Source organism: Cedecea sp. Ae19-4 (assembly GCF_059801165.1).
The window spans coordinates 445,906-468,988 of the sequence record NZ_JBCHWG010000003.1; the positions used below are offsets into that span (position 1 = coordinate 445,906).

The window sequence follows — 23,083 nt, forward strand, 5'->3', positions numbered from 1 at the left end:
TGAGAGAGGAAGTGTGCAGAGTAATTGACTGTAAAAATGCGATTCACTCCACATTAACAGCAGGTATTTAGTGTCGAATTTAGCACTGGCTAACATTTACGACCATTTCAGAAACAAATTGACTACATCGCATAATTTGTAAGATTAGAAAATGTAATCCGAGATTTGTCCTGAGATTAGAATATTTCAAACGAGGGAGCAGATACCCTTCCCGGTCATCGGGAAGGGAAATGTGACGGGGTTATCACTATAGATTCCATCAGGTGGGTGAGTACTGCTCACCCCCGTGTAGATCGAAGTATGACGAGTATTTATTGCAGCCAGGATGGCAGATCTTGCAACCCCATCGCCTGGCGAACCAACTGAGGTTTAACTCCCGGCAGCGTATCGGCAAGCTTCAGGCCAATATCTCTGAGGAGTTTTTTCGCCGGGTTGCTGCCGGCGAACAAATCGCGGAAGCCTTGCATACTGGCCAGCATCACCGCCGCGCTGTGCTTGCGGCTGCGCTCATAGCGACGCAGGTAGAGATGCTGCCCAAAATCTTTGCCTTCGCGATGCAGGCGGCGAATTTCCGCAATCAATTCCGCGGCATCCATAAAACCGAGGTTGACGCCCTGCCCGGCCAGCGGGTGAATGGTATGGGCGGCATCGCCCACCAGCGCCAGACGATGGCCGGCAAAGATGCGGGCGTAGCGGCCCGTCAACGGGAAGGTGCGGCGCTCGCTTTCAACAGAACACAGGCCGAGACGCATGTTAAACGCAACGGAAAGCGCCTGGTTAAACGCTTCATCGTCGGCCTGCTGCATACGAGCCGCTTCTTCCGGCGACAGCGACCAGACAATAGAGCAAAGATGTGGGTCAGAAAGCGGCAGAAATGCCAGAATGCCTTCGCCGTGGAACACCTGACGTGCGACGGCCTGATGCGGCTCGGCGGTACGAATCGTCGCTACCAGCGCATGATGGTTATAGTCCCAGAACGTCAGCGGGATATCGGCTTTGTCCCGCAGCCAGGAGTTGGCGCCATCTGCGCCCACCACCAACCTTGCAGTTAGCATTGTGCCGTCTTTCAGGGTCAGGAACGCGTCGTTTTCACCCCAGGCGACCTGGTGAATGTCCACGGGTGCCATCAGGCTGATGTCGCTGCATTGCTCCGCACGTTGCCACAGCGCCTGGTGGATCACCGAGTTTTCGATGATGTGCCCCAGGTGGCTAAAACCGAAGCTCTTATCATCAAAGGCGATTTGCCCGAAGCTGTCTCGCTCCCAGACTTCCATCCCGTGATAGCTGCTGGCTCGCTCGCTGATTTTTGGCCACGCGCCCAAATGCGTCAGCAGCTTTTCGCTCGCCGCATTGATAGCCGAAACGCGCAGTTCCGGGGCAGCGTCAGGCCCGAGCGGCTGGGGAAGATGACTTTCAATGACCGCAACGCGCAGGCCGCTGCCCTGAAGTCCGCAGGCCACCGCCAGCCCCACCATGCCGCCGCCGACAATCGCCACATCTACGCTTTGCAAATTGACTCTCCTTTAACGCGCCACCCAACCCAGGGTGCGCTGAGCCAGCACGTCTCGTGCCGGAGTAAAATGTTCCATCGCCATCAGGCCAAGGTTACGGCCCGCCACCAGCGGTGCCCAGCGGTTAGCAAACAGCTTAACCAGCCCGTCAGTGACGCCAATGGTTGCCGCTTTATCTGCGGCACGGCGCTGCTGATAAGCAGCCAGAACCGGGAAGCTGCCGACATCCGTGCCTGCAGCGTGCGCCTCTGCCAACCCTTCAGCCAGCGACATAACGTCGCGCAGGCCAAGGTTGAACCCCTGCCCGGCTATCGGATGCAGCGTTTGCGCGGCATTGCCTACCAGCGCCAGGCGATGGGATACGGTCTGAGAAGCCTGTTGTAACGCCAGAGGATAATGATGACGAATGCCTGCATGGGTAATTCGCCCCAGCCGCCAGCCAAAGGCACGCTGAAGCTGCTGACAAAACGCTGCTTCGCTCCAGCTTTCAACCTCGTCACGGGCATCCAGCGCATGGCACCAGACCAGCGAGCAGCGCCCGTCGGACATCGGCAGCATGGCGATTGGCCCGAATTCGGTAAAGCGCTCAAATGCCCGGCCATGATGGGGTTCAGAAGTAGTGACGTTGGCAATCACGGCGATCTGCTGGTAGCTCTGCGGCTGCCAGGTGATGCCGCACTGTGCCGCCAGCTTAGAACGGGTGCCATCCGCGGCAACCAAAACGTTGCCCTGCAGCTCAACGCCGTTATCCAGCACAACCTGCACGCTATGCTCATGCCGGGTAAACGACGAAACGCGCTGCGGGCAGTGCAGCGTTACGCCAGGCGCTTTACGCAGCAGGCTAAAAAGACGCAGCCCGACGTCGTGCAGCTCCACAACCTGCCCAAGCGCATCAATCTGGTAATCCTCAGCTTCAAGGGTGACGAAGCCGGCGTGGCCTTTGTCGCTGACGTGCACGGTTTTAATTGCCGTGGCGCAGTCGACGAGCGCAGACCATACGCCAATGCGGGCCAACTGCTGCCGGGTGCCCTGGGCGAGCGCGATGGCTCTGGCATCAAACCCCGGATGAGCGGCTGAGTCCGGGGCAATCGCCTCGATGAGGTGCACCGGCAATTTCCCCTGGGTGAGGGTCGATATGGCTAATGCCAGCGTCGCCCCCGCCATCCCACCGCCAACAATGATGACGCTCATGGCTGACGCGCCGCTGCCATCAGCGCTTCGATATCGTCTGCCGACTTCACCACGCTGGCGGTCAAGTTCTCGTTGCCGTCTTTGGTGATCACAATGTCGTCTTCAATGCGGATGCCAATGCCACGATACTGCGCGGGCACGTCCGCATCCGGAGCAATATAAAGCCCAGGTTCGACGGTGATGACCATACCCGGCTCCAGCACGCGTGACCTGTCCTGCCCGTAAGCGCCCACGTCGTGCACGTCCAGCCCCAGCCAGTGGCTCAGGCCATGCATAAAGAACGCGCGGTGGGCGTTATTGGCGATCAGATGATCGATATCGCCTTTCAGAATACCGAGCTTCACCAGCCCCTTAACCATGATGCGCACCACTTCCGTCGTCACTTCCTGCATGGACGTGCCCGGCCGGTAGAGTTTTAGCGAGGTTTCGAGCGATTCCAGCACGATGTCGTAAATTTCACGCTGCGCCGGGCTGAATTTGCCGTTAACAGGGAAAGTGCGCGTGATGTCTCCGGCGTAGCTTTGGTATTCACATCCGGCGTCTATCAGCACCAGATCTCCGTCGCGCAGTTCACTTTCGTTTTCGGTGTAGTGCAGAATGCAACCGTTCTCACCGCCACCCACAATAGTGGTGTACGAAGGATAACGCGCGCCGTGGCGAGTAAACTCGTGGTGAATTTCACCCTCGAGCTGATATTCAAACATTCCCGGGCGGCAGGCCTGCATGGCACGAGTATGCGCCAGCGCGGAAATCTCGCCGGCACGACGCATAACGGCAATCTCTTCTTCGGATTTGAAGAGGCGTAGTTCGTGTACCGTCGGACGCCAGTCGGTCAGGGTTGCGGGCGCAGCGAGATTTTGACGCGAACCACGACGCAACTTATCCAGCGCGGCAAAAACGATGTTATCCGCATATTCGTACTCGCCCTGAGCGTGGTAAACCGCATCCAGACCGTTTAGCAGGAGATGTAATTGCTCACCGATTTCGCTGAAGGACAGCGCGCGATCCACCCCTAACTTCTGCGGGGCAGCGTCCTGGCCAAGCCTGCGGCCAAACCAAATTTCTGCACTTTTATCCCGCACGCGGTTGAACAGCACGCTGTGATTATGCGACTCATCGCTTTTAATGAGCACCAGCACGGCTTCCGGCTCGTTAAAGCCGGTGAAGTACCAAAAATCGCTGCTCTGCCGATAAGGGTATTCGCTGTCGGCATTGCGGGTCGCTTCCGGAGCCGCGAAAATTAACGCAGCGCTGCCGGGCACCATTTTCGCCAGTAGCGCCTGGCGGCGGCGAAGAAATTCCTGCTGGGTCATCACATCTCCTGATTTTTTGATCGTTAGTGGAGCGTAGGTTTGCGTACCTCTGGCGCGGTCGGTGCCGCGTGAGTAAAGGTGTCGTGGCACAGCAGCGCGGCAACACGCACATATTCAATGATCTCTTCGAGCGACATCTCCAGCTCTTCCTGGTCTTCGTCCTCGTCGTAACCCAGCTGGGCAATATTACGCAGATCGTCAATGGCTTCGCCGGTTTCACCGGTGACTTTGTCGAGCTTGCTCTGCATGACGCCAAGGCCCAGCAGGAAGTGGTTTACCCAGCCGGAAAGCGCATCGGCGCGATCGAAAACGGAGACATCATCTCCGTCCGGCAGATAAAGCTGGAACAGGAAGCCTTCGTCTTCCAGCGCATCGCCAATGGCGCCGTGCATCTGACGCAGCGGATCAGCTAGGTTCTGGCTAAAGGCCAGGCCTTCGTTGGTCAGGTCATGTAACAGCGTTTGCCAGCTGGTGTCTTTGTTACCACCGCACAGCATGCCGCTGATCAAGCCGTGCATTTCTGCAGGCGTCAGACCCACGCCCTGTTGGTTCAAAAGTTGGCCGACTAAGTCGTAGTCCGGCATTGCGTTCTGTATTGACATGCGCATTCGTCATCGTTGGCAGGAATAGTGTGTGTTATGCTACCACCAGGACCCCCGCAGATACCAGAAAAGGGCTTGTATCTTGATATCGGGATAGCTATAGTGGCGCCCCTTCCGCTACCGGGGCCGGTAGCGTAAAGGCAGGCGAGTAAACAGCAGGAAGGTGGCATGTCTGCACAACCAGTCGATATTCAAATTTTCGGTCGTTCATTGCGCGTGAATTGTCCGCCTGAACAACAGGATGCGCTGAATCAGGCTGCGGAAGAGCTGAATCAGCGGTTGCAAGATTTAAAAGTTCGCACTAGAGTCACAAATACCGAGCAGCTGGTGTTCATCGCAGCACTTAACATTTGCTACGAACTGGCTCAGGAAAAGTCGAAAACCCGTGACTACGCCGCCAATATGGAAGAGCGTATTCGGATGCTACAGCAGACCATCGAACAAGCATTGCTTGAGCAAGGTCGCATTGCAGACCGACAGGGTCCAAAGTTTGAATAACACTTCGCAGTTGACTGTGGTAGAGTAACTTCGAAGACAAAATTTCTCTGAGATGTTTGCAAGCGGGCCAGTCCCCTGAGCCGATATTTCATACCACAAGAGTGTGGCGCTCCGCGGTTGGTGAGCATGCTCGGTCCGTCCGAGAAGCCTTAAAACCATGACGACACACTCACCTTGAACCAAGGGTTCAAGGGTTACAGCCTGCGGCGGCATCTCGGAGATTCCCTCTTTACTACCCGGCCATCATGACGCATATCCCGTTAACCTCAACGCTTCGTCAGGACATTCGCCAAACGATTCGGCAGCGACGCCGGTCGCTCACTCCCCCAGAACAACAAACCTTTGCCCTACAGGCTGCTGAACGCATGCTGGCGTTTGAGCCGGTCATTCGTGCTCAGACCGTAGCGTTGTTTCTCTCGTTCGACGGGGAACTGAATACCACTCCGCTGATTCAGGCTTTATGGCGGGCAGGCAAAAACGTTTATCTCCCGGTGCTTCATCCTTTTAGCCCCGGCAACCTGCTGTTTTTACGCTACACGCCGCAAAGTCACCTGGTCACCAATCGCCTGAAAATTCTTGAGCCTAAGCTGGATATTCGCGACGTGCTGCCGCTGAATAAGCTGGATGTACTGGTCACGCCGCTGGTTGCCTTCGATGAAACAGGCCAGCGTCTGGGGATGGGCGGCGGGTTTTACGACAGAACGCTGCAGCACTGGCAGCAGCACGGTTTCTACCCGGTTGGCCTGGCGCATGATTGCCAGCAGGTGGAGACGTTGCCGGTAGAACAGTGGGATATTCCTTTGCCTGCCGTGGTGACGCCATCGCGCCTTTGGCAGTGGTGATGCCCCTTCCCCCTTCGGGGAAGAGGCCATGGTCAGATCAGTACAGCAGACGGGCGCGGATGGTGCCCGGAATCGCTTTCATTGACTTCAGCGCTTTCTCAGCCACATCTTCCGGCGCATCAATATCAATTACTACGTAACCCATGTGCGGCGTGGTCTGCAGGAACTGAGCGGCAATGTTGATACCCTGCTCAGCAAAGATCTGGTTAAGCGCGGTCAGAATGCCAGGGCGGTTCTCATGAATGTGCAGCAGGCGGCTGCTGGTGCCCCCGTGCAGCGGCAGAGAAACTTCCGGGAAGTTAACCGCAGACAACGTAGAGCCGTTATCCGAGTATTTCGCCAGTTTGCCCGCCACTTCCAGGCCGATGTTTTCCTGCGCTTCCTGAGTTGAACCGCCGATGTGCGGGGTCAGGATCACGTTGTCAAACTCGCACAGCGGAGAGTTAAACGGATCGCTGTTGGTGGCCGGTTCGGTCGGGAAGACGTCGATAGCCGCACCAGACAGATGCTTACTCGAAAGCGCACCGCACAGAGCAGGAATATCTACCACCGTACCGCGAGAGGCGTTGATCAGCAGCGAGCCCGGCTTCATCAAGGCCAGCTCGTTCGCGCCAATCATGTTTTTGGTGGAGGCGTTTTCCGGCACGTGCAGACTAACCACATCGCTCATATTCAGCAGGTCGGAGAGATGCTGAACCTGAGTCGCGTTGCCCAGCGGCAGCTTGTTTTCGATATCGTAGAAGTAGACGTGCATCCCCAGGGATTCAGCCAAAATCCCCAGCTGCGTACCGATGTGGCCGTAGCCAATGATGCCCAGCTTTTTACCACGGGCCTCAAAAGAGCCTACCGCCAGCTTGTTCCACACGCCACGGTGCGCTTTGGCGTTAGCTTCAGGAATGCCGCGCAGCAACAGCAGCAATTCACCAATCACCAGTTCAGCAACGGAACGGGTGTTCGAGAACGGGGCGTTGAACACCGGAATACCGCGCTTCGCCGCCGCATCCAGATCAACCTGGTTGGTGCCGATGCAGAAGCAGCCTACAGCCACCAGTTTTTCAGCCGCGGCAAAGATCTCTTCGGTCAAATGGGTGCGGGAACGCAGGCCAATGAAGTGAGCATCACGGATCGACTCTTTGAGCGCTTCGGAATCCAGCGCGCCTTTATGGAATTCAATGTTGGTGTATCCCGCTGCACGGAGGCTGTCTACCGCCTTCTGGTGCACGCCTTCCACAAGCAGGAATTTAATTCTGTCTTTATCCAGTGATACTTTTGCCATTTCCCGACCCTATTTTCAGTGCTGTTGTATTCGTTTTTAGGCGGTGATGCGCCATCGCCTATAAGTTACCCTTCTGTCAAAATATCAAAATCTACGTTTGGGGCAATATGAACGATTGCGTCGCCGTATCGTCAGGCGGGAATAAGGCGGCGAGAGTCAGAATAAAATGCTGAGCGGGAGAGTGAACCAGGCATGAATCACAGAACTGTTACCGAAATGTGATATATGTCACCAAAAATGCGGTTAAAATAATTTGTCATTTTTTATACGGTTTTTTGGGGCGCAGAACGCGCCCCGGTCAGATCATTTCACGATGGTTTTTACGCCGTCAGCGGTACCGATCAGCGCCACATCCGCGCCACGGTTCGCAAACAGGCCCACGGTAACAACGCCAGGCATACCGTTGATGATGTTTTCCAGCTTCATCGGTTCCATGATGCTCAAACCATGCACATCCAGAATGATGTTACCGTTGTCCGTGACCACGCCTTGACGGTACTCCGGGCGACCACCCAGTTTTACCAGTTCACGCGCGACGGCGCTGCGCGCCATAGGAATCACTTCCACCGGCAGCGGGAAGTTACCGAGAATATCAACCTGCTTGGAGGCGTCCGCGATGCAAACAAACTTGTCGGCAACGGAGGCGATGATTTTCTCGCGAGTCAGCGCTGCGCCACCGCCTTTAATCATCTGCATCTGGTGGTTGATCTCATCGGCACCGTCGACGTAGACGCCTAATGAATCCACCTCGTTGAGATCGAACACGGGGATCCCAAGACTTTTCAGTTTCGCGGTAGAAGCGTCGGAGCTGGAAACAGCACCTTCAATCTGGTGTTTGATGGTGCCCAAAGCATCAATAAAATGCGCGGCGGTTGAGCCCGTGCCCACGCCCACAATGGTGCCCGGCTGCACATACTGGAGTGCTGCCCATCCGACTGCTTTTTTCAGTTCATCCTGCGTCATAATTTTATGCCTGTGATGTGGAAACTGACGCGCATTATAGAGCATGCGGCGGAAAAATGTCCCCGGCTTTGCCGCACTGCAAACCCCATCACGTTCAAACACAATGTCAGCTTGCTGATTTGGTCTGAATCAGCGGCAAATTTATGTCATAGTGGCTGCACGACGAAATCAGGAGCAGATGAACAACAATGAAACGCCCGGACTACAGAACGCTGCAGGCGCTGGATGCGGTAATTCGTGAACGAGGATTTGAGCGTGCGGCGCAGAAGCTGTGCATTACTCAGTCGGCGGTGTCACAACGTATTAAGCAACTGGAAACGATGTTCGGCCAGCCATTGTTGGTGCGTACCGTGCCGCCCCGCCCCACCGAGCAGGGCCAAAAACTGCTGGCACTTTTACGTCAGGTGGAACTGCTGGAAGAAGAGTGGCTGGGCGATGAGCAAACCGGCTCCACGCCGCTGCTGCTTTCGCTGGCAGTTAACGCCGACAGTCTGGCCACCTGGCTGCTACCGGCCCTTGCGCCGGTTCTGGCCGACTCCCCCATTCGCCTGAATCTTCAGGTGGAAGATGAAACCCGTACTCAGGAACGCCTGCGTCGCGGGGAAGTGGTTGGGGCGGTTTCCATCCAACCTCAGCCGCTGCCGAGCTGCCTGGTGGATCGCCTGGGCGCGCTGGACTATCTGTTTGTGGGGTCGAAAGATTTTGCCGAGCGTTATTTCCCGAATGGCGTCACGCGGTCGGCGCTGCTAAAAGCCCCTGCCGTAGCCTTTGATCATCTCGACGATATGCATCAGGCATTTTTACAGCAGAACTTTGATCTGTCCCCAGGCAGCGTGCCGTGCCACATCGTTAACTCTTCGGAGGCCTTTGTGCAGCTGGCTCGCCAGGGCACAACGTGCTGTATGATCCCGCACCTACAAATTGAGCGCGAGTTAAATAGCGGGGAATTAATTGACCTGACACCGGGTCTGCTGCAGCGCCGCATGCTCTACTGGCACCGCTTTGCACCGGAAAGCCGCATGATGCGCAACGTGACGGATGCGTTGCTGGAGTACGGGCACAAGGTCTTGAGGCAGGATACGGAATAACGCTTTGATTAACCCTCGCCGGCTGCGGCGAGGGTTAAGGTGAAGATCACACCTTACTGAGCAGGTGCCGCAGGGGTTTGTGCGCCCTGCAGTTCAAACACCACATCGACCTGATCGTCAAACTGAATAGTCTGCTGATCGTAGGTATCCTGAGCGGAAGCCGGTGCAGCCGCGTCCGCTTTCATCATGCGAACCATCGGCGCGGGCTGGTAGTTAGATACGTGGTAACGCACGCTGTAGACCGGGCCCAGTTTGCTGTTAAAGCCTTCGGCCAGCAGCTTCGCCTGGCGGGTTGCATCGTTAATCGCTTCTTTACGTGCTTTGTCTTTGTACTCTTCTGGATGCGCAACGCCCAGCGACACGGAACGGATTTCGTTCAGACCGGACTTCAGCGCGCCATCCAGCAGCTCGTTCATTTTATCCAGCTGACGCAGCGTGACTTCCACCTGGCGTACCGCACGGTACCCCTTCAACTGAGTTTTACCGTCTTTCAGGTAGTCATACTCTGGCTGTGTGCGCAGGTTAGCGGCATTGATGTCCTTCTTCTCTACGCCATTTTTCTGCAGGAAGGTCAGGTATTGCGCCACGCGATCGTCGGCCTGTTTTTTGGCAGAAGCGGCGTCCTTAGCGGACACGTTGACTTCGATAGCGAGCGTGGCGATATCAGGAACGGCATCGACGCTGGCTGTCCCGGAGGTGACCACGTGAGGGCCGTTTGGCAACTCACCCGCCTGTACAGAAACAGAACCTAATCCCATTAACGCGGCTAATGCTAAAATTTTAAACTTCACTGTAACTCCTCCGTGCTACGTTCCACTGTGATTACGCCGATCAACAAACTCCCGACGTCTGCCAGCAAGCTTAGCCTGTAATGGTAACTTGTCTATCAGATTATGGCGAATTAGCCCACGAGTGCCGCGATGTGCTGCACGCCATCCCGGGCCAGCTGAGCGGCAATAAACCACATCACAATCCCAACCACCCCGTTGATAATGCGCTGCGCTTTTGCGGTACGAAGACGAGGGGCCAGCCAGGCGGCAAGAATAGCCAGGCCGTAAAACCAGAGAATAGAGGCGCTAATGGTTCCCAGCGCGAACCAGCGTTTTGCTTCGTCCGCAAGCTGGCCCCCCAGGCTACCAAGTACCACAAAGGTGTCCAGATAGACGTGCGGGTTGAGCCAGGTCACCGCCAGCATGGTGACCACGATTTTCCAGCGCCCCTGCTTCAACACTTCGGCAGAAGCCAGCTCCAGGTTGCTGCTCATCGCCGTGCGCAGCGCACCCCAGCCATACCACAGCAGAAATGCCACGCCGCCCCAGGTGACCAGCGCCAGCAGCCAGGGAGACTGCATCAGAATGGCGCTGCCGCCAAAAATCCCGCCGCAAATCAGAATGATGTCGCTCAACGCGCACAGGGAAGCAATCATCAGATGGTACTGGCGACGAATGCCCTGATTCATCACGAAGGCATTTTGCGGCCCCAGAGGCAGAATTAGCGCGGCTCCCAATGCAATGCCCTGAAAATAATAAGATAACACGCGACACACCCTTTAACTGTTCATCATTGAGCGTGAGTGTAATGCGCAAAAATTATTAGAGGAAATTGATATTTTTAATCGCTTATAAGCATGGCTAATAATTGCAGGTGAAAATAAGGCCAGCGAAAGCTGGCCCCGGAGGTTATGCGTTATCAGAGTCTTTCATCTGGCGAACGTGAACGTCCATTTGCGGATAAGGAATACCGATGCCGTTGGCATCAAGCGCTTTCTTGATGCGCTCCAGCACGTCCCAATAAACGTTTTGCAGGTCACCGCTTTTGCTCCATGCCCGCACCACAAAGTTGACGGATGAAGGGCCAAGCTCGTTCAGGCGCACGGTGATATCGCGATCCTTCAGCACGCGCTCGTCGCTGGTGATGATGTCAGTCAGGATCTGCTTAACTTGATCGATGTCGGCATCGTAGGCCACGCCGATGATGAACTCGTTGCGGCGGGCAGGTTCCCGGGAGAAGTTAATGATATTCCCGGCGATGATTTTGCCGTTCGGCACAACCACGATTTTGCCATCCACGGTACGCAGCGTGGTGGAGAAGATTTGCACGTTCAGCACGGTGCCCGCAATGCCGCCGAGATCGACATACTCCCCGGTACGGAACGGGCGGAAGGTAACGAGCAACACGCCTGCGGCCAGGTTGGACAGGGAACCCTGCAGCGCCAAACCAACGGCCAGACCGGCGGCACCCAGCACGGCAATCACCGAAGCTGTCTGCACCCCGACACGGCTCAGGGCCGCAATCAGCGTGAAGGCAATAATCCCGTAGCGCACCAGCGCGGAAAGAAAGTCGGCGACAGTGCTGTCGATGCTGCGAGCCAGCATCAGGCGATTAACGGCTCCGGAGACCAGACGGGCAACGATCATCCCGGCGATCAAAATGGCCACGGCGGCGACGATATTTACCGCATAGCTCAGGAGCAGCTCCTGATTGCGTACCAGCCAGCCCCCCGCATTATGAATACTGTCTACTACGTTGAGATCTTCCATTTACTGTTCCTTGTCTGAAAAGTTTCTCCGCCCGGTAAGGCAGTTCAAACCGTAAAGGGTAAACAAAAACGCATGGATGTGCCAAGTACGTCACAAAATTGATCTCAAATTGCGTATTAATGCGGCAAAAAAAGGGAAAAGCCCGGACGAATGTCCGGGCTAAAAGTGGGCTTACAACGTTTGTGTGAAGGTCCGGGAAATAACATCCTGCTGCTGCTCGCGGGTAAGCGCGTTGAAACGCACCGCGTAGCCAGAAACACGAATGGTCAGTGTCGGATAATTTTCAGGATGCGCGATGGCATCCATCAGCATTTCACGGTTCAACACGTTGACGTTCAGGTGCTGCCCGCCTTCCGTTTTGACATCGTGGTGGAAGTAGCCATCAAGCAAGCCGACCAGGTTCAGGCAGCGAATGGAATCCTCTTTCCCCAGCGCCGCAGGCACGATGGAAAACGTATAAGAGATACCATCTTTTGCGTAGCTGAACGGCAGCTTAGCCACGGAGGTTAACGAGGCTACAGCTCCTTTAGTGTCTCGCCCGTGCATCGGGTTCGCACCGGGTGCAAACGGCGTTCCTCCCCTGCGGCCATCTGGCGTGTTCCCCGTTTTTTGCCCGTAAACCACATTCGACGTAATGGTCAAAATAGACTGCGTCGGCACGGCATCGCGATAAGTTGGCAGCGCCTGAATTTTCTTCATAAAACGCTCAACCAGATCGCAGGCAATGGCGTCCACGCGATCGTCGTTATTGCCGTATTGCGGATAGTCACCCTCAATCACGAAATCCACCGCCAGCCCGGTATGGTCGCGCACCGGCTTAACCACGGCGTGTTTGATGGCAGAAAGTGAATCCACCGCCACCGAAAGCCCGGCGATGCCGCAGGCCATCGTGCGGTAAACATCCCGGTCATGCAGGGCCATCAGCGAAGCTTCGTAGCTGTATTTATCGTGCATGTAGTGGATCAGGTTCAGGGCCGTCACGTACTGCACCGCCAACCAATCCATAAAGCTGTCGAGGCTGGTCATCACCTTGTCGTAGTCCAGCACATCGTCGAGCAACATTGGCGTTTTCGGCCCAACCTGGATCTTCAGCTTTTCATCCATTCCCCCGTTGATGCAGTACAGCAGCGTTTTTGCCAGGTTGGCGCGAGCGCCAAAGAACTGCATCTGTTTGCCAATCACCATCGGGCTAACGCAGCAGGCAATCGCATAGTCGTCGCTGGCGAAATCGCTGCGCATCAGATCGTCATTTTCATACTGCAATGACGAGGTTTCAATCGACACTCTGGCGGCATAAACCTTGAACGCTTTCGGCAGCGCCTCAGACCAAAGGATGGTCAAATTCGGCTCCGGCGCAGGCCCCATGGTGTAAAGCGTATTCAAATAGCGGAAGGTACTTTTGGTCACCAGAGTACGACCATCCTGCCCCATTCCGCCTAACACTTCCGTTGCCCAAATAGGATCCCCGGAGAACAGCGAATCAAACTCCGGCGTGCGCAGGAAGCGCACCATGCGGATTTTCATAATGAAGTGGTCAATAAGCTCCTGCGCCTGTTGCTCATTGAGCAGGCCAGAGCGAAGATCGCGCTCAATATAAACATCGATAAAGGTTGCGGTGCGCCCCAGCGACATCGCTCCGCCGTTTTGCGACTTCACCGCCGCCAGATAGGCGAAATAAAGCCACTGAATCGCCTCCTGTGCGTTGCTCGCCGGCCTCGAGATATCGAAACCGTAGCCAGCGGCCATGTCCTGTATTTGCAGCAGTGCGTGGCGATGCTCCGACAGTTCTTCTCGCAGGCGAATCGTTGCCTCAAGATCCTCGCCGCGTTCAAGCTTTTGCTGCAGATCGGCAAACTGTAGCTCACGTTCGCGAACCAGATAAGCAATGCCGTACAGCGCCACGCGGCGGTAATCGCCGATGATTCGGCCACGCCCGTAACCATCAGGCAGCCCAGTCAGTACGCCGGACTTGCGGCAGCGCAGAATATCCGGCGAATAAACGTCGAACACGCCCTGATTGTGCGTTTTCCTCAGCTCGGTAAACTGATACTCAAACTCGGGGTCCATTTTGCGGCCATAGGCTTCAAACGAACTTTTGATCATATTGATGCCGCCGAAAGGATGCAGCGCGCGCTTTAGCGGCTGGTCCGTCTGAAGGCCAACAATTTTCTCATGCTGCTGGATAATGTAACCGGGGGCATGGGCGGTAATGGACGTGGCCACGTTAGTATCAAAATCGACCGGGGCATGAGTGGCATTTTCAACGCGAATACCCTCCATCACCTTTTCCCAGAGCGCCGTCGTCTCAGATGTTGCGCTCGCCAGAAACGCATCATCCCCCTCATACGGCGTGTAGTTTTGCTGGATAAAATCCCGAACATTAATTTCATGCTGCCAGCATTCCCCACGAAACTGCTGCCAGGCCTGAGCATAATTATCATGGGAAATATCAATATCCATTTTCATGCATTCAATCCTCTGTACCGCAAATAAAATTAAGCGAATGCCGCAAGCTCCGATGCCTTGCCCAATTCACGGGCATCAAGAGCAATCATTTTTTCTTCGTTGGTCGGAATAACTGCACACAGTACTGCCGAGTTCTGGGTTGAAATAACACGCTCGCCGTCAGAATTAGGCCGCATATTTTTTTCTTCATTCAGTTCGAAACCGAATACCCGTAAATGTTGAATAACCAGACGGCGAATAAGCGCGGAGTTCTCACCAATGCCGCCAGTAAAAATTAGCCCATCAAAATGTGGCAGCGAAGTTGCGTGCCCGCCGATGGCTTTGGCAATACGATGTACAAAGGTGTTGATAGCCAACTCCGCGCGGGTATCCCCCTGCTGCCAGGCTTTTTCCAGCGTCCGTAAGTCAGAAGATATACCTGAAAGCCCCAACAACCCTGACTCGGTATTTGCCACCTGCTCAAGATCGTCCAGCGACTGCCCGGTCTGCCTTGCCAGCCACACCATCGCCCCAAAGTCGACATCGCCGCAGCGTCTCCCCATGATCAAACCTTCCAGCGGCGTCATCCCCATCGAGGTATCAGCGCTTTGCCCGTCAACAACCGCGCACACTGAAGCCCCGTTGCCCAGATGAGCAATCACCAGCCCCAATGAACGCCCTTTCAGTTCAGGTAGCTCGCTTGCCTGCATGGAAACATAGCGGTGAGAGGTCCCGTGGAATCCATAACGCCTGACGCCGTGCTCGTTGAAATAGCGATATGGCAGGCCGTAAAGATAGGCTTCAGGTTTCATCGTCTGGTGAAAGCTGGTATCAAACACGGCAACCTGCGGCACGCCAGGGAAGCGCAGCCTGGCCGAAGCCACGCCACTGAGATTGGCATAGTTGTGCAGCGGCGCGAGAGGCGAGATCGCGCGGATTTGCTCCACGACGTCGTCCGTAAGCAATACCGACTCGCCAAAAATCGCCCCACCGTGAGCAATGCGGTGGCCTATATAGGCCACGCTTTCGGTCAAATGACGTCTTTCAAGCTCGAGGGAGATTGCCGCCAGCGCATCCTCATAATCAGAATGCGCCAGCTTCACCGGCTCACCGCTATTAACGATAAGCATTGCGGCTTCGGTATTTATACCTTCGCAAATACCCGTTAAAAGTGGCTCCATGGTTAATTCATCCAGCACGGAGAATTTAACCGAAGATGAACCGCAATTTATGGTTAATATTACCGGATATTCATTCATATTAACGTTCACTCATCCTGAGCCAATGACAGTTAATTACAAGATTTTGTATACGATGTTAAGGATCGTCAGTAAGCCGATCACGGTAACAAAGATATTTTCACTTCCGCCTTTGTATTTGCTCAGCGCCGGCACTTTGCGAATCGCGTACATCGGCAGCAGGCAAAGCAACGAGGCAATGATCGGGGCGCCCATCGCTTCAATCAGGTCAAGAATATTTGGGTTGGCGTAGGCGACAACCCAGGTTGACCCCATGATAAACACCATGCTGATCAGATTAAGTTTGCCCTCGGAAACCTTCGTTTTGTCACTCTTATAGCCAAACTTCAGGACCAGGCCATTCAACCCTTCCAGCGTGCCCAGATAGTGGCCGAAGAAAGATTTGAAAATGGCGACCAGGGCAATAATCGATGCGCCATATTCCAGCACCGTGGCAAAAGTAGACTTCGAACCAGAGAGTGAAGAGAAATGGTTAGCGAGATAGGAGAGCACCGGGATGTTCTGCGCTTTTGCTTCGGCCATATTCTGTGGCGACAGCGTGAACAGGCAGCTAAAGGCGAAGAACATCACAACGCCAACCATCAACATGCTGGCACGCGAGATGATTTTTGAGCACTTGTCTTCGGTATAGGCTTTCCCGAAGTCCGCTTCGTACTCTTCACGCTTCGACACCACAAAGGAAGAGACGATCGGCGAGAAGTTAAAGGAGAACACCATGATGGAGATCCCGAGCCACACGGTCACCAGGATGCCGTCATGGCCGGTCAACGCGATTTCACTCAGGTTCACCTGATCGATAACCGCTGAATTCCAGTAGGGAATAAGCGACAGGGAAATAATGACCAGGCTGGCGATAAATGGGAACACAAGCCAGCTCATCACCTTCACCATCAGATCCTTACCAAAGAAGATGACAAAGGCCATCAGCATCAGCAGGAATAGCGCTACCAGCCCACGATTTAAGGGCATCAGCTGGAGCTGATTTTCCCAGAAGGTCATGAAGGTGTTAGTAATGGTGACGCCGTAAATCCACAGCAGCGGGCAAATCGCGAAGAAATAAAGGAAGGTGATAACGACGCCCCCCGTTTTACCAAAATGCTCCTCGACAACTTCGGTGATATTCCCCGACGGATTGCTGCCGGAAAGGCACAGTCGTGCCAGCGCGCGGTGGCAAAGGAAGGCTATCGGATAGGCAAGAACAAGCATGATAAGTATTGGGATAAGCCCGCCGTAGCCCGCGCGAATCGGGAAAAACAGGACCCCAGCGCCAATGGCGGTACCAAACAGACCTAAAGTCCAGGTGGTATCGGACTTACGCCACAGGGAGGACTCTTTTTGACCAACCAGGGTTGTTTCTACATTACTCATAATGAAGATCCTTATTTAGACCAGGCAGGCTTCCGCTGCGCCAGTAATTTCAGAAACACGAGACAAATCGATATTTCCACCAGAAATAATACTCACGGTTTTCCGGCCTTTAATGTACTGGTCAAGCTTGCCGCTTAATAATGCAGCAGAAGCCAGTGCACCAGCACCTTCAGTGACAATTTTGTTTCTCTGAATAAGTGCGACCATACTATTTCTGATATCGTCTTCACTGACCAAAATAATATCGGTGACTAATTTTTTAACGATTTCGAAGGTTAGCTTTCCTGGGCGGGCAACGTCACAGCCGTCAGCCAACGTGCTGCCTGCCCGATACGCGGTAATTTCACCAGTACGGAAAGAGGAAGCCATGCCGTGGACGTTTTCCGCCTGCACGCCAATAATATTAATTGTTGGATTAATGGATTTAATGGCTACCGCAATGCCGGCAATCAGGCCGCCGCCGCCAATCGGCACAATCACATTATCGACGTCGTAAAGGTCTTCAAGAATTTCCAGGCCAATCGTCCCCTGCCCGGCAATGACTTTTTCATCATCGTAAGGTGGGATAAAGATACGCCCTTCCGTCTCAACAATTTCGCTGACCTTGGCGATGGTTTCGTTAAAATTATCGCCGTGGATAATCACTTGAGCTGAATAGTCAGTCGTGGCGGCAACTTTTGACTTCGGTGCACCTTTAGGCATCACCACTTTGCCGTTAATACCGAGCAGCGCACATGACAATGAAACACCCTGAGCATGGTTACCCGCAGAACAGGCCACCACGCCCCGGGCTCTTTCTTCTTCACTCAGTGAACTGAGTTTATTGAAAGCACCGCGCATTTTAAATGAGCCGGTACGCTGCATGTTTTCAAATTTCAAATAGATGTCGCCCTTACAGCATTCGCTAAGATAATTAGAGCGAGGCATCCCGGTTTTATACACAAATCCAGATATTCTTTTTTTCGCTTCAAGAACATCGTTAATTGTGACTGGCAATTCATTATCTATATGCATGTTGATCTCCGCATCAAAGCAATAAAAGATATTCGTAGCGAATAATAAAAAACTCGCCTTTTTAATTTAATGAGTGATAAAAAGTGATTATGCTAAGTAAGCTAAGCCACCACCGTTAATTTATTAAATTGATATTTACTACGCACTGAATGCACTTTGGCTAATTCAACCAGAGTCGCCGCTGATTTTTTTATACGGCAATTTTTCGACCATACCGCAGCATAGCGTGCAACAGGTAATTCATCCGTTAATGGAATTTGAACAAACTCCTGAGAGCCAAAAGGTGCGATCATTTCACGGGGAATAATCGTCAGGAAACCGGCGGTCAACACCATGTTATAGATGGTGACAACTGAGTCGGTTTTAATGATTTTATCGCTGGTGATATGGTTCTGTTGCAGGATGGTCAGAAGTTCACTGTAGTAGCCCATTTCGGTTTGAGGCAACACCCACTGCTCATGGCTTAATGAGCGGAGCGTCATCACGCCTCCGCGCGTTCGTGTTCGTCCGGCTACCAGAACAAACTCTGATTCAAACAGGGGTTCGATATGCAAATCCTGAAGCAGCATCTCATCGCTCAGCGTACCGATGGCAAAATCCAGCCTGCCGTCACGTATCGCCGGTAAGAAGGAGCAAAGTTGAGCTTCAAACATTGAAACTTCAGCCTGTGGATACTGCTCTTTAAAGGCTTTCATCATGCCCGGCAGGAAGGTAAAACCGATAAGTGAAGGATAGCCGAATGAAACATCTACCGCTTCGCTACCGACCAGACTGTTCATTTCGTTGCACATGTTGCGCATTTCGCGGGTAATCGACTCGGCGTAACCGAGCAGTACTTTACCGGCAGCCGTAAGCTGAACACCGGTATTTTTGCGAATGATAAGCTCCAGACCAAACAAGGCTTCCATATCGCTGATAATTTTACTTACCGCAGGCTGAGTCAAACTTAGCTGCTTCGCCGCAGAGCCAAATGAACCACTTCTTACCACTTCCTGAAATACAACCAGGTGCTGTGTTTTAGGTAATGTCGTATTATCCATAAAGCGCCATGCCTAATAAGTTATCAATGGCGGCGATCTTACGTATTCTCCCTACTGTGTTATGTGCGGCGACTCACAAGAGCTCAACCCTCATCAGTACAACAAGCAACCAAATGAATATAAACCCATAAATAACAATGAGTTAATGTTTTATAATTTGCTATTTCCATGATTAAGGTCAACCTAAACATCCTGAATAAAAGAAATTTATGGAGATAATAAATTCATATAACCAGCCATAAACTCTTATTCCGACTGAAAACTTATCAATATTGACGTTTATTTACTCAGAGTAAGGTGCATAAAACAAAGAATTAAAAATGGCTGCAAATATTACGCTTATATTTGAATATAAAAAAACCCGCCAAGGCGGGTTTTTATCGAAGCAAATATTAGCTCAAATTACAGGACGTCTACCGCGTTCAGCTCTTTGAATGCCTGCTCCAGGCGAACGATCATAGAGGTCTGAGCTGCGCGCAGCCAGACACGTGGATCGTAGTATTTTTTGTTCGGCTGGTCAGCGCCTTTCGGGTTACCCAGCTGACCCTGCAGGTAAGCTTCGTTTTCTTTGTAGTAGTTCAGGATGCCGTCCCAGGTTGCCCACTGGGTATCGGTATCGATGTTCATTTTGATTACGCCGTAGCTTACGGAGTCTTTGATTTCCTGAGCAGAAGAACCGGAACCGCCGTGGAAGACGAAGTTCAGGCTGTTGTGCGGCAGGTTGTGTTTCTTAGAAACGTATTCCTGAGAATCACGCAGGATGGTCGGGGTCAGAACCACGTTACCTGGTTTGTACACGCCGTGTACGTTACCGAAGGAAGCTGCGATGGTGAAACGTGGGCTGATTTTGCTCAGTTCGGTGTAAGCGTAATCAACGTCTTCTGGCTGGGTGTACAGAGCAGAAGCGTCCATGTGGCTGTTGTCCACGCCATCTTCTTCACCGCCGGTGCAGCCCAGTTCGATTTCCAGGGTCATGCCCAGTTTGGACATGCGAGCCAGGTATTTGGAGCTGATTTCGATGTTTTCTTCCAGAGACTCTTCGGACAGGTCAATCATGTGGGAAGAGAACAGTGGTTTACCGGTAGCGGCAAAGTGTTTTTCACCCGCGTCCAGCAGGCCGTCGATCCACGGCAGCAGTTTCTTAGCGCAGTGGTCAGTGTGCAGAATAACCGGCACGCCGTAGTGTTCAGCCATCTGATGTACGTGGTGTGCACCAGAGATTGCGCCCATGATAGCAGCACCCTGTGGAACATCAGTTTTCACGCCTTTACCAGCGATGAATGCAGCACCGCCGTTAGAGAACTGAACGATAACCGGAGATTTTACTTTCGCAGCGGTTTCCAGAACGGCGTTAATAGAGTCGGTACCGACGCAGTTAACGGCTGGCAGAGCAAAGTTGTTCTCTTTTGCTACCTGGAAGATTTTCTGTACGTCGTCGCCAGTTACAACACCTGGTTTTACGAAATCAAAAATTTTAGACATGTTGATGTGTCCTGTAGGCCTTGGAAAAATCGAATCACCGTCCTGAATCTTGCCGGGCGGCAATAAATCAACGGGCAGGTTACCCTGCCCGTAGGAATTACTTCTTAGCGCGCTCTTCGAGCATTGCTACAGCTGGCAGTACTTTGCCTTCCACGAACTCAAGGAATGCGCCGCCACCGGTAGAGATGTAGGAAATTTTGTCTGCGATACCGAACAGGTCGATAGCGGCCAGAGTGTCGCCGCCGCCTGCGATAGAGAAGGCTTCGCTGTCTGCGATAGCACGGGCAACGATTTCGGTCCCTTTACGGAAGTTAGGGAATTCGAACACGCCAACCGGGCCGTTCCACAGAATGGTTTTCGCGTTTTTCAGGATCACGGCCAGTTTCTCAGCGGAAACGTCGCCCATGTCCAGAATCTGCTCTTCGTCTTTGATGTCGTTCACAGACTTCAGGGTTGCGGTCGCAGTTTCGGAGAACTCAGTGGCCACACGCACGTCGGTTGGTACTGGGATGTCGCAACGGGTCAGCAGATCTTTAGCGGTATCAACCAGGTCTGCTTCGTACAGGGATTTACCTACGTTGTGGCCCTGGGCTGCAACGAAGGTGTTCGCGATGCCGCCGCCAACAATCAACTGGTCAGCGATTTTGGACAGGGAGTCCAGCACGGTCAGTTTGGTAGAAACTTTAGAACCGCCAACGATAGCAACCATTGGGCGAGCCGGCTCTTTCAGAGCTTTTCCCAGTGCTTCCAGTTCGTCAGCCAGCAGCGGGCCTGCACAAGCAACGTCAGCAAATTTAGCGATGCCGTGAGTAGAAGCCTGCGCACGGTGTGCAGTACCGAAAGCATCCATCACGAACACGTCGCACAGTGCAGCGTATTTTTTGGACAGTGCTTCGTCGTCTTTTTTCTCGCCTTTGTTGAAGCGAACGTTTTCCAGAACAACCAGCTCACCGGCAGCAACCTCTACGCCGTCCAGGTAATCTTTTACCAGACGAACCGGGTTAGACAGCTTGTCTTTCAGGTAGTTAACCACTGGCAGCAGAGAGAATTCTTCGTTGTACTCGCCTTCGGTCGGACGACCCAGGTGAGAAGTCACCATGACTTTAGCACCCTGTTTCAGCGCCAGTTCAATGGTCGGCAGAGATGCACGGATACGCGCATCGCTGGTGACTTTCCCGTCTTTAACCGGCACGTTCAGATCGGCACGGATGAATACGCGTTTGCCCGCCAGATCCAGATCGGTCATCTTAATTACAGACATGGTGAATCCTCTCGTTGATTCTTAAAGTTTTGCAGACGCAACGTGCGCCTTACCTGAAATCCATTGAGCCATAACCAACGTGGTGTCGAGCATCCTGTTGGCGAAGCCCCATTCGTTATCACACCAGACTAGAGTTTTAATCAGATGTTGCCCACTGACCCGCGTTTGCGTGCCGTCGACGATTGCACTGTGCGGATCGTGGTTAAAATCAGTAGAGACCAACGGTAATTCCGTATAGTCAACTATACCATGAAATGCTTCCTGTGCCGCTTTTTGCAGCAAGTGGTTGACTTCACATGCATTTACTGAATTTCTGACCGTCACGCTCAAATCAATGGCCGTCACGTTTATCGTGGGAACGCGTACCGCGATCGCCTCAAAACGGTCATTAAATTGTGGGAAAATACGCGTGATACCGGCCGCAAGACGCGTATCCACCGGAATGATCGACTGACTCGCCGCACGAGTGCGTCGCAAATCAGGGTGGTAAGCGTCAATCACCTGCTGATCGTGCATGGCAGAGTGGATGGTAGTGACCGTCCCGGACTCAATGCCAAACGCTTCATCCAGCAGTTTAATGATTGGAATAATACAGTTTGTGGTGCAGGAGGCATTGGAGACGATACGGTGGCTGTCTTCGACCTGCTCATGGTTCACGCCGTAGACGACGGTTGTATCGAGGTCGTTACCGCCAGGGTGTGAGAACAGGACTTTCTTCGCCCCTGCCGCAAGGTGGGCTTCACCGTCAGCGCGGGAGCCGAACACGCCGGTGCAGTCCAGCACGATATCAACGCCCAGTTCACGCCACGGGAGCGCTTCAATGGTCGGTTCATGCAGCAGGCGAATGCTGTCATCGCCCACAAACAGGACTTCACGCTCCTGGCGAACATCCCAGGCAAAGCGACCGTGGCTGGTATCGTACTTCAACAGATGCGCGATACCCGCAGCGTCTGCCAGTTCGTTGATTGCTACCACGGTAATTTCCGCACGGCGACCAGATTCGTACAAAGCACGTACCACGTTGCGCCCAATGCGACCGAAGCCATTAATAGCGATGCGTACGGTCATATCTCTCCTGCCAGAATCCCTGGGATTTAGTGGCTGACAGAGTAATCCAGCAACCGCCTGAGGGGAATCCTCGCACTCATGAAACTGCACTTGTTTGCTTAATTGTCGAACATTTATTCGACTGAAACGCTTCAGCTATGTTAAGCGAAAGCGGGAATAAAAGGAACGATACCCCAACATGCTCCGCTCAACTTCTGACGTACATCACAGTTTTGGTGGAATAACTGCAACTGAGCGCCCCGATGGTGGAATAAAGAACAGGGTATAAGTGGAATAATCGGCATAAAAAAGGGCCGCCGAAGCGACCCTGATAGTTAGCGAG

Annotated in this window: 20 protein-coding genes and 1 other RNA gene; 4 read left to right on the plus strand and 17 right to left on the minus strand. The window is 53.4% G+C overall.

Annotated features, from left to right (window positions below):
- Positions 1-311: 311 nt before the first annotated feature.
- From ubiI to AAIE02_RS20020, 4 genes are read right to left on the minus strand one after another with little or no spacing between them, the layout of a single operon-like run.
- The gene (gene ubiI / locus AAIE02_RS20005) at positions 312-1,511 is read right to left on the minus strand and encodes an FAD-dependent 2-octaprenylphenol hydroxylase (RefSeq protein WP_498533120.1); all 1,200 of its coding nucleotides are present in this window, start codon (positions 1,509-1,511) and stop codon (positions 312-314) included.
- Positions 1,512-1,523: 12 nt separating this feature from the next.
- Positions 1,524-2,702: a 2-octaprenyl-6-methoxyphenyl hydroxylase gene (ubiH, locus tag AAIE02_RS20010; RefSeq protein WP_498533121.1), complete on the minus strand. Its 1,179-nt coding sequence runs from the start codon at positions 2,700-2,702 to the stop codon at positions 1,524-1,526.
- Positions 2,699-4,015 carry a Xaa-Pro aminopeptidase gene (pepP, locus tag AAIE02_RS20015; RefSeq protein ID WP_008461601.1) on the minus strand — a complete coding sequence of 439 codons (1,317 nt, stop codon included), beginning with the start codon at positions 4,013-4,015 and terminating at the stop codon, positions 2,699-2,701. Before pepP ends, ubiH begins: the two co-directional genes overlap by 4 nt.
- 23 nt (positions 4,016-4,038) lie before the next feature.
- Positions 4,039-4,617: a YecA/YgfB family protein gene (locus AAIE02_RS20020; protein ID WP_008461600.1), complete on the minus strand. Its 579-nt coding sequence runs from the start codon at positions 4,615-4,617 to the stop codon at positions 4,039-4,041.
- A 168-nt stretch (positions 4,618-4,785) separates the two neighbouring features.
- Between AAIE02_RS20020 and zapA the strand changes: the two genes are divergently transcribed.
- The 3 genes from zapA (at position 4,786) to AAIE02_RS20035 (ending at position 5,957) form a co-directional block, all read left to right on the plus strand.
- Complete coding sequence (gene zapA / locus AAIE02_RS20025) at positions 4,786-5,115, plus strand: cell division protein ZapA (RefSeq protein ID WP_008461599.1); 330 nt, start codon at positions 4,786-4,788, stop codon at positions 5,113-5,115.
- A 41-nt stretch (positions 5,116-5,156) separates the two neighbouring features.
- Positions 5,157-5,340: non-coding RNA, 6S RNA (ssrS, locus tag AAIE02_RS20030), on the plus strand.
- A 20-nt stretch (positions 5,341-5,360) separates the two neighbouring features.
- Positions 5,361-5,957: a 5-formyltetrahydrofolate cyclo-ligase gene (locus AAIE02_RS20035; protein ID WP_166995262.1), complete on the plus strand. Its 597-nt coding sequence runs from the start codon at positions 5,361-5,363 to the stop codon at positions 5,955-5,957.
- A 37-nt stretch (positions 5,958-5,994) separates the two neighbouring features.
- Here the strand turns inward: AAIE02_RS20035 and serA are convergent, their stop codons facing one another.
- Positions 5,995-7,233: a phosphoglycerate dehydrogenase gene (gene serA / locus AAIE02_RS20040; protein ID WP_008461595.1), complete on the minus strand. Its 1,239-nt coding sequence runs from the start codon at positions 7,231-7,233 to the stop codon at positions 5,995-5,997.
- 303 nt (positions 7,234-7,536) lie between these two features.
- Positions 7,537-8,196, minus strand: coding sequence for a ribose-5-phosphate isomerase RpiA (gene rpiA, locus AAIE02_RS20045; protein WP_008461594.1), 660 nt, complete (start codon positions 8,194-8,196; stop codon positions 7,537-7,539).
- A 188-nt stretch (positions 8,197-8,384) separates the two neighbouring features.
- Here rpiA and argP point away from each other — a divergent pair, with 188 nt between their 5' ends.
- Positions 8,385-9,284 (plus strand): DNA-binding transcriptional regulator ArgP, encoded by a 900-nt coding sequence (argP, locus tag AAIE02_RS20050; protein ID WP_008461592.1) that lies wholly within the window; start codon positions 8,385-8,387, stop codon positions 9,282-9,284.
- A 53-nt stretch (positions 9,285-9,337) separates the two neighbouring features.
- Here argP and AAIE02_RS20055 read toward each other — a convergent pair whose 3' ends face one another.
- From AAIE02_RS20055 to epd, 11 genes are all read right to left on the minus strand, one after another.
- Positions 9,338-10,075 carry an oxidative stress defense protein gene (locus AAIE02_RS20055; RefSeq protein WP_008461590.1) on the minus strand — a complete coding sequence of 246 codons (738 nt, stop codon included), beginning with the start codon at positions 10,073-10,075 and terminating at the stop codon, positions 9,338-9,340.
- Between the two features lie 110 nt (positions 10,076-10,185).
- On the minus strand, positions 10,186-10,821 hold the full coding sequence (gene argO, locus AAIE02_RS20060; RefSeq protein ID WP_166878159.1) for an arginine exporter ArgO: 636 nt from the start codon (positions 10,819-10,821) through the stop codon (positions 10,186-10,188).
- Between the two features lie 142 nt (positions 10,822-10,963).
- The gene (locus AAIE02_RS20065; protein WP_008461586.1) at positions 10,964-11,824 is read right to left on the minus strand and encodes a small-conductance mechanosensitive channel MscS; all 861 of its coding nucleotides are present in this window, start codon (positions 11,822-11,824) and stop codon (positions 10,964-10,966) included.
- Between the two features lie 171 nt (positions 11,825-11,995).
- A complete protein-coding gene (gene pflB, locus AAIE02_RS20070; RefSeq protein ID WP_166995254.1) occupies positions 11,996-14,290 on the minus strand; it encodes a formate C-acetyltransferase in 2,295 nt (764 codons plus the stop codon).
- A gap of 29 nt (positions 14,291-14,319) precedes the next feature.
- Positions 14,320-15,528: a propionate kinase gene (tdcD, locus tag AAIE02_RS20075; protein ID WP_498533122.1), complete on the minus strand. Its 1,209-nt coding sequence runs from the start codon at positions 15,526-15,528 to the stop codon at positions 14,320-14,322.
- 36 nt (positions 15,529-15,564) lie between these two features.
- A complete protein-coding gene (tdcC, locus tag AAIE02_RS20080; RefSeq protein ID WP_498533123.1) occupies positions 15,565-16,896 on the minus strand; it encodes a threonine/serine transporter TdcC in 1,332 nt (443 codons plus the stop codon).
- Between the two features lie 15 nt (positions 16,897-16,911).
- On the minus strand, positions 16,912-17,910 hold the full coding sequence (tdcB, locus tag AAIE02_RS20085; protein ID WP_008461576.1) for a bifunctional threonine ammonia-lyase/L-serine ammonia-lyase TdcB: 999 nt from the start codon (positions 17,908-17,910) through the stop codon (positions 16,912-16,914).
- Positions 17,911-18,011: 101 nt separating this feature from the next.
- Positions 18,012-18,950, minus strand: coding sequence for a transcriptional regulator TdcA (gene tdcA / locus AAIE02_RS20090; RefSeq protein WP_034810145.1), 939 nt, complete (start codon positions 18,948-18,950; stop codon positions 18,012-18,014).
- Between the two features lie 402 nt (positions 18,951-19,352).
- Positions 19,353-20,432, minus strand: a complete 1,080-nt coding sequence (fbaA, locus tag AAIE02_RS20095) for a class II fructose-bisphosphate aldolase (protein WP_498533124.1) — start codon at positions 20,430-20,432, stop codon at positions 19,353-19,355.
- 97 nt (positions 20,433-20,529) lie between these two features.
- Positions 20,530-21,693 carry a phosphoglycerate kinase gene (pgk, locus tag AAIE02_RS20100; RefSeq protein ID WP_008461573.1) on the minus strand — a complete coding sequence of 388 codons (1,164 nt, stop codon included), beginning with the start codon at positions 21,691-21,693 and terminating at the stop codon, positions 20,530-20,532.
- Between the two features lie 21 nt (positions 21,694-21,714).
- A complete protein-coding gene (gene epd, locus AAIE02_RS20105) occupies positions 21,715-22,761 on the minus strand; it encodes an erythrose-4-phosphate dehydrogenase (RefSeq protein WP_008461572.1) in 1,047 nt (348 codons plus the stop codon).
- Positions 22,762-23,083 lie beyond the last annotated feature (322 nt).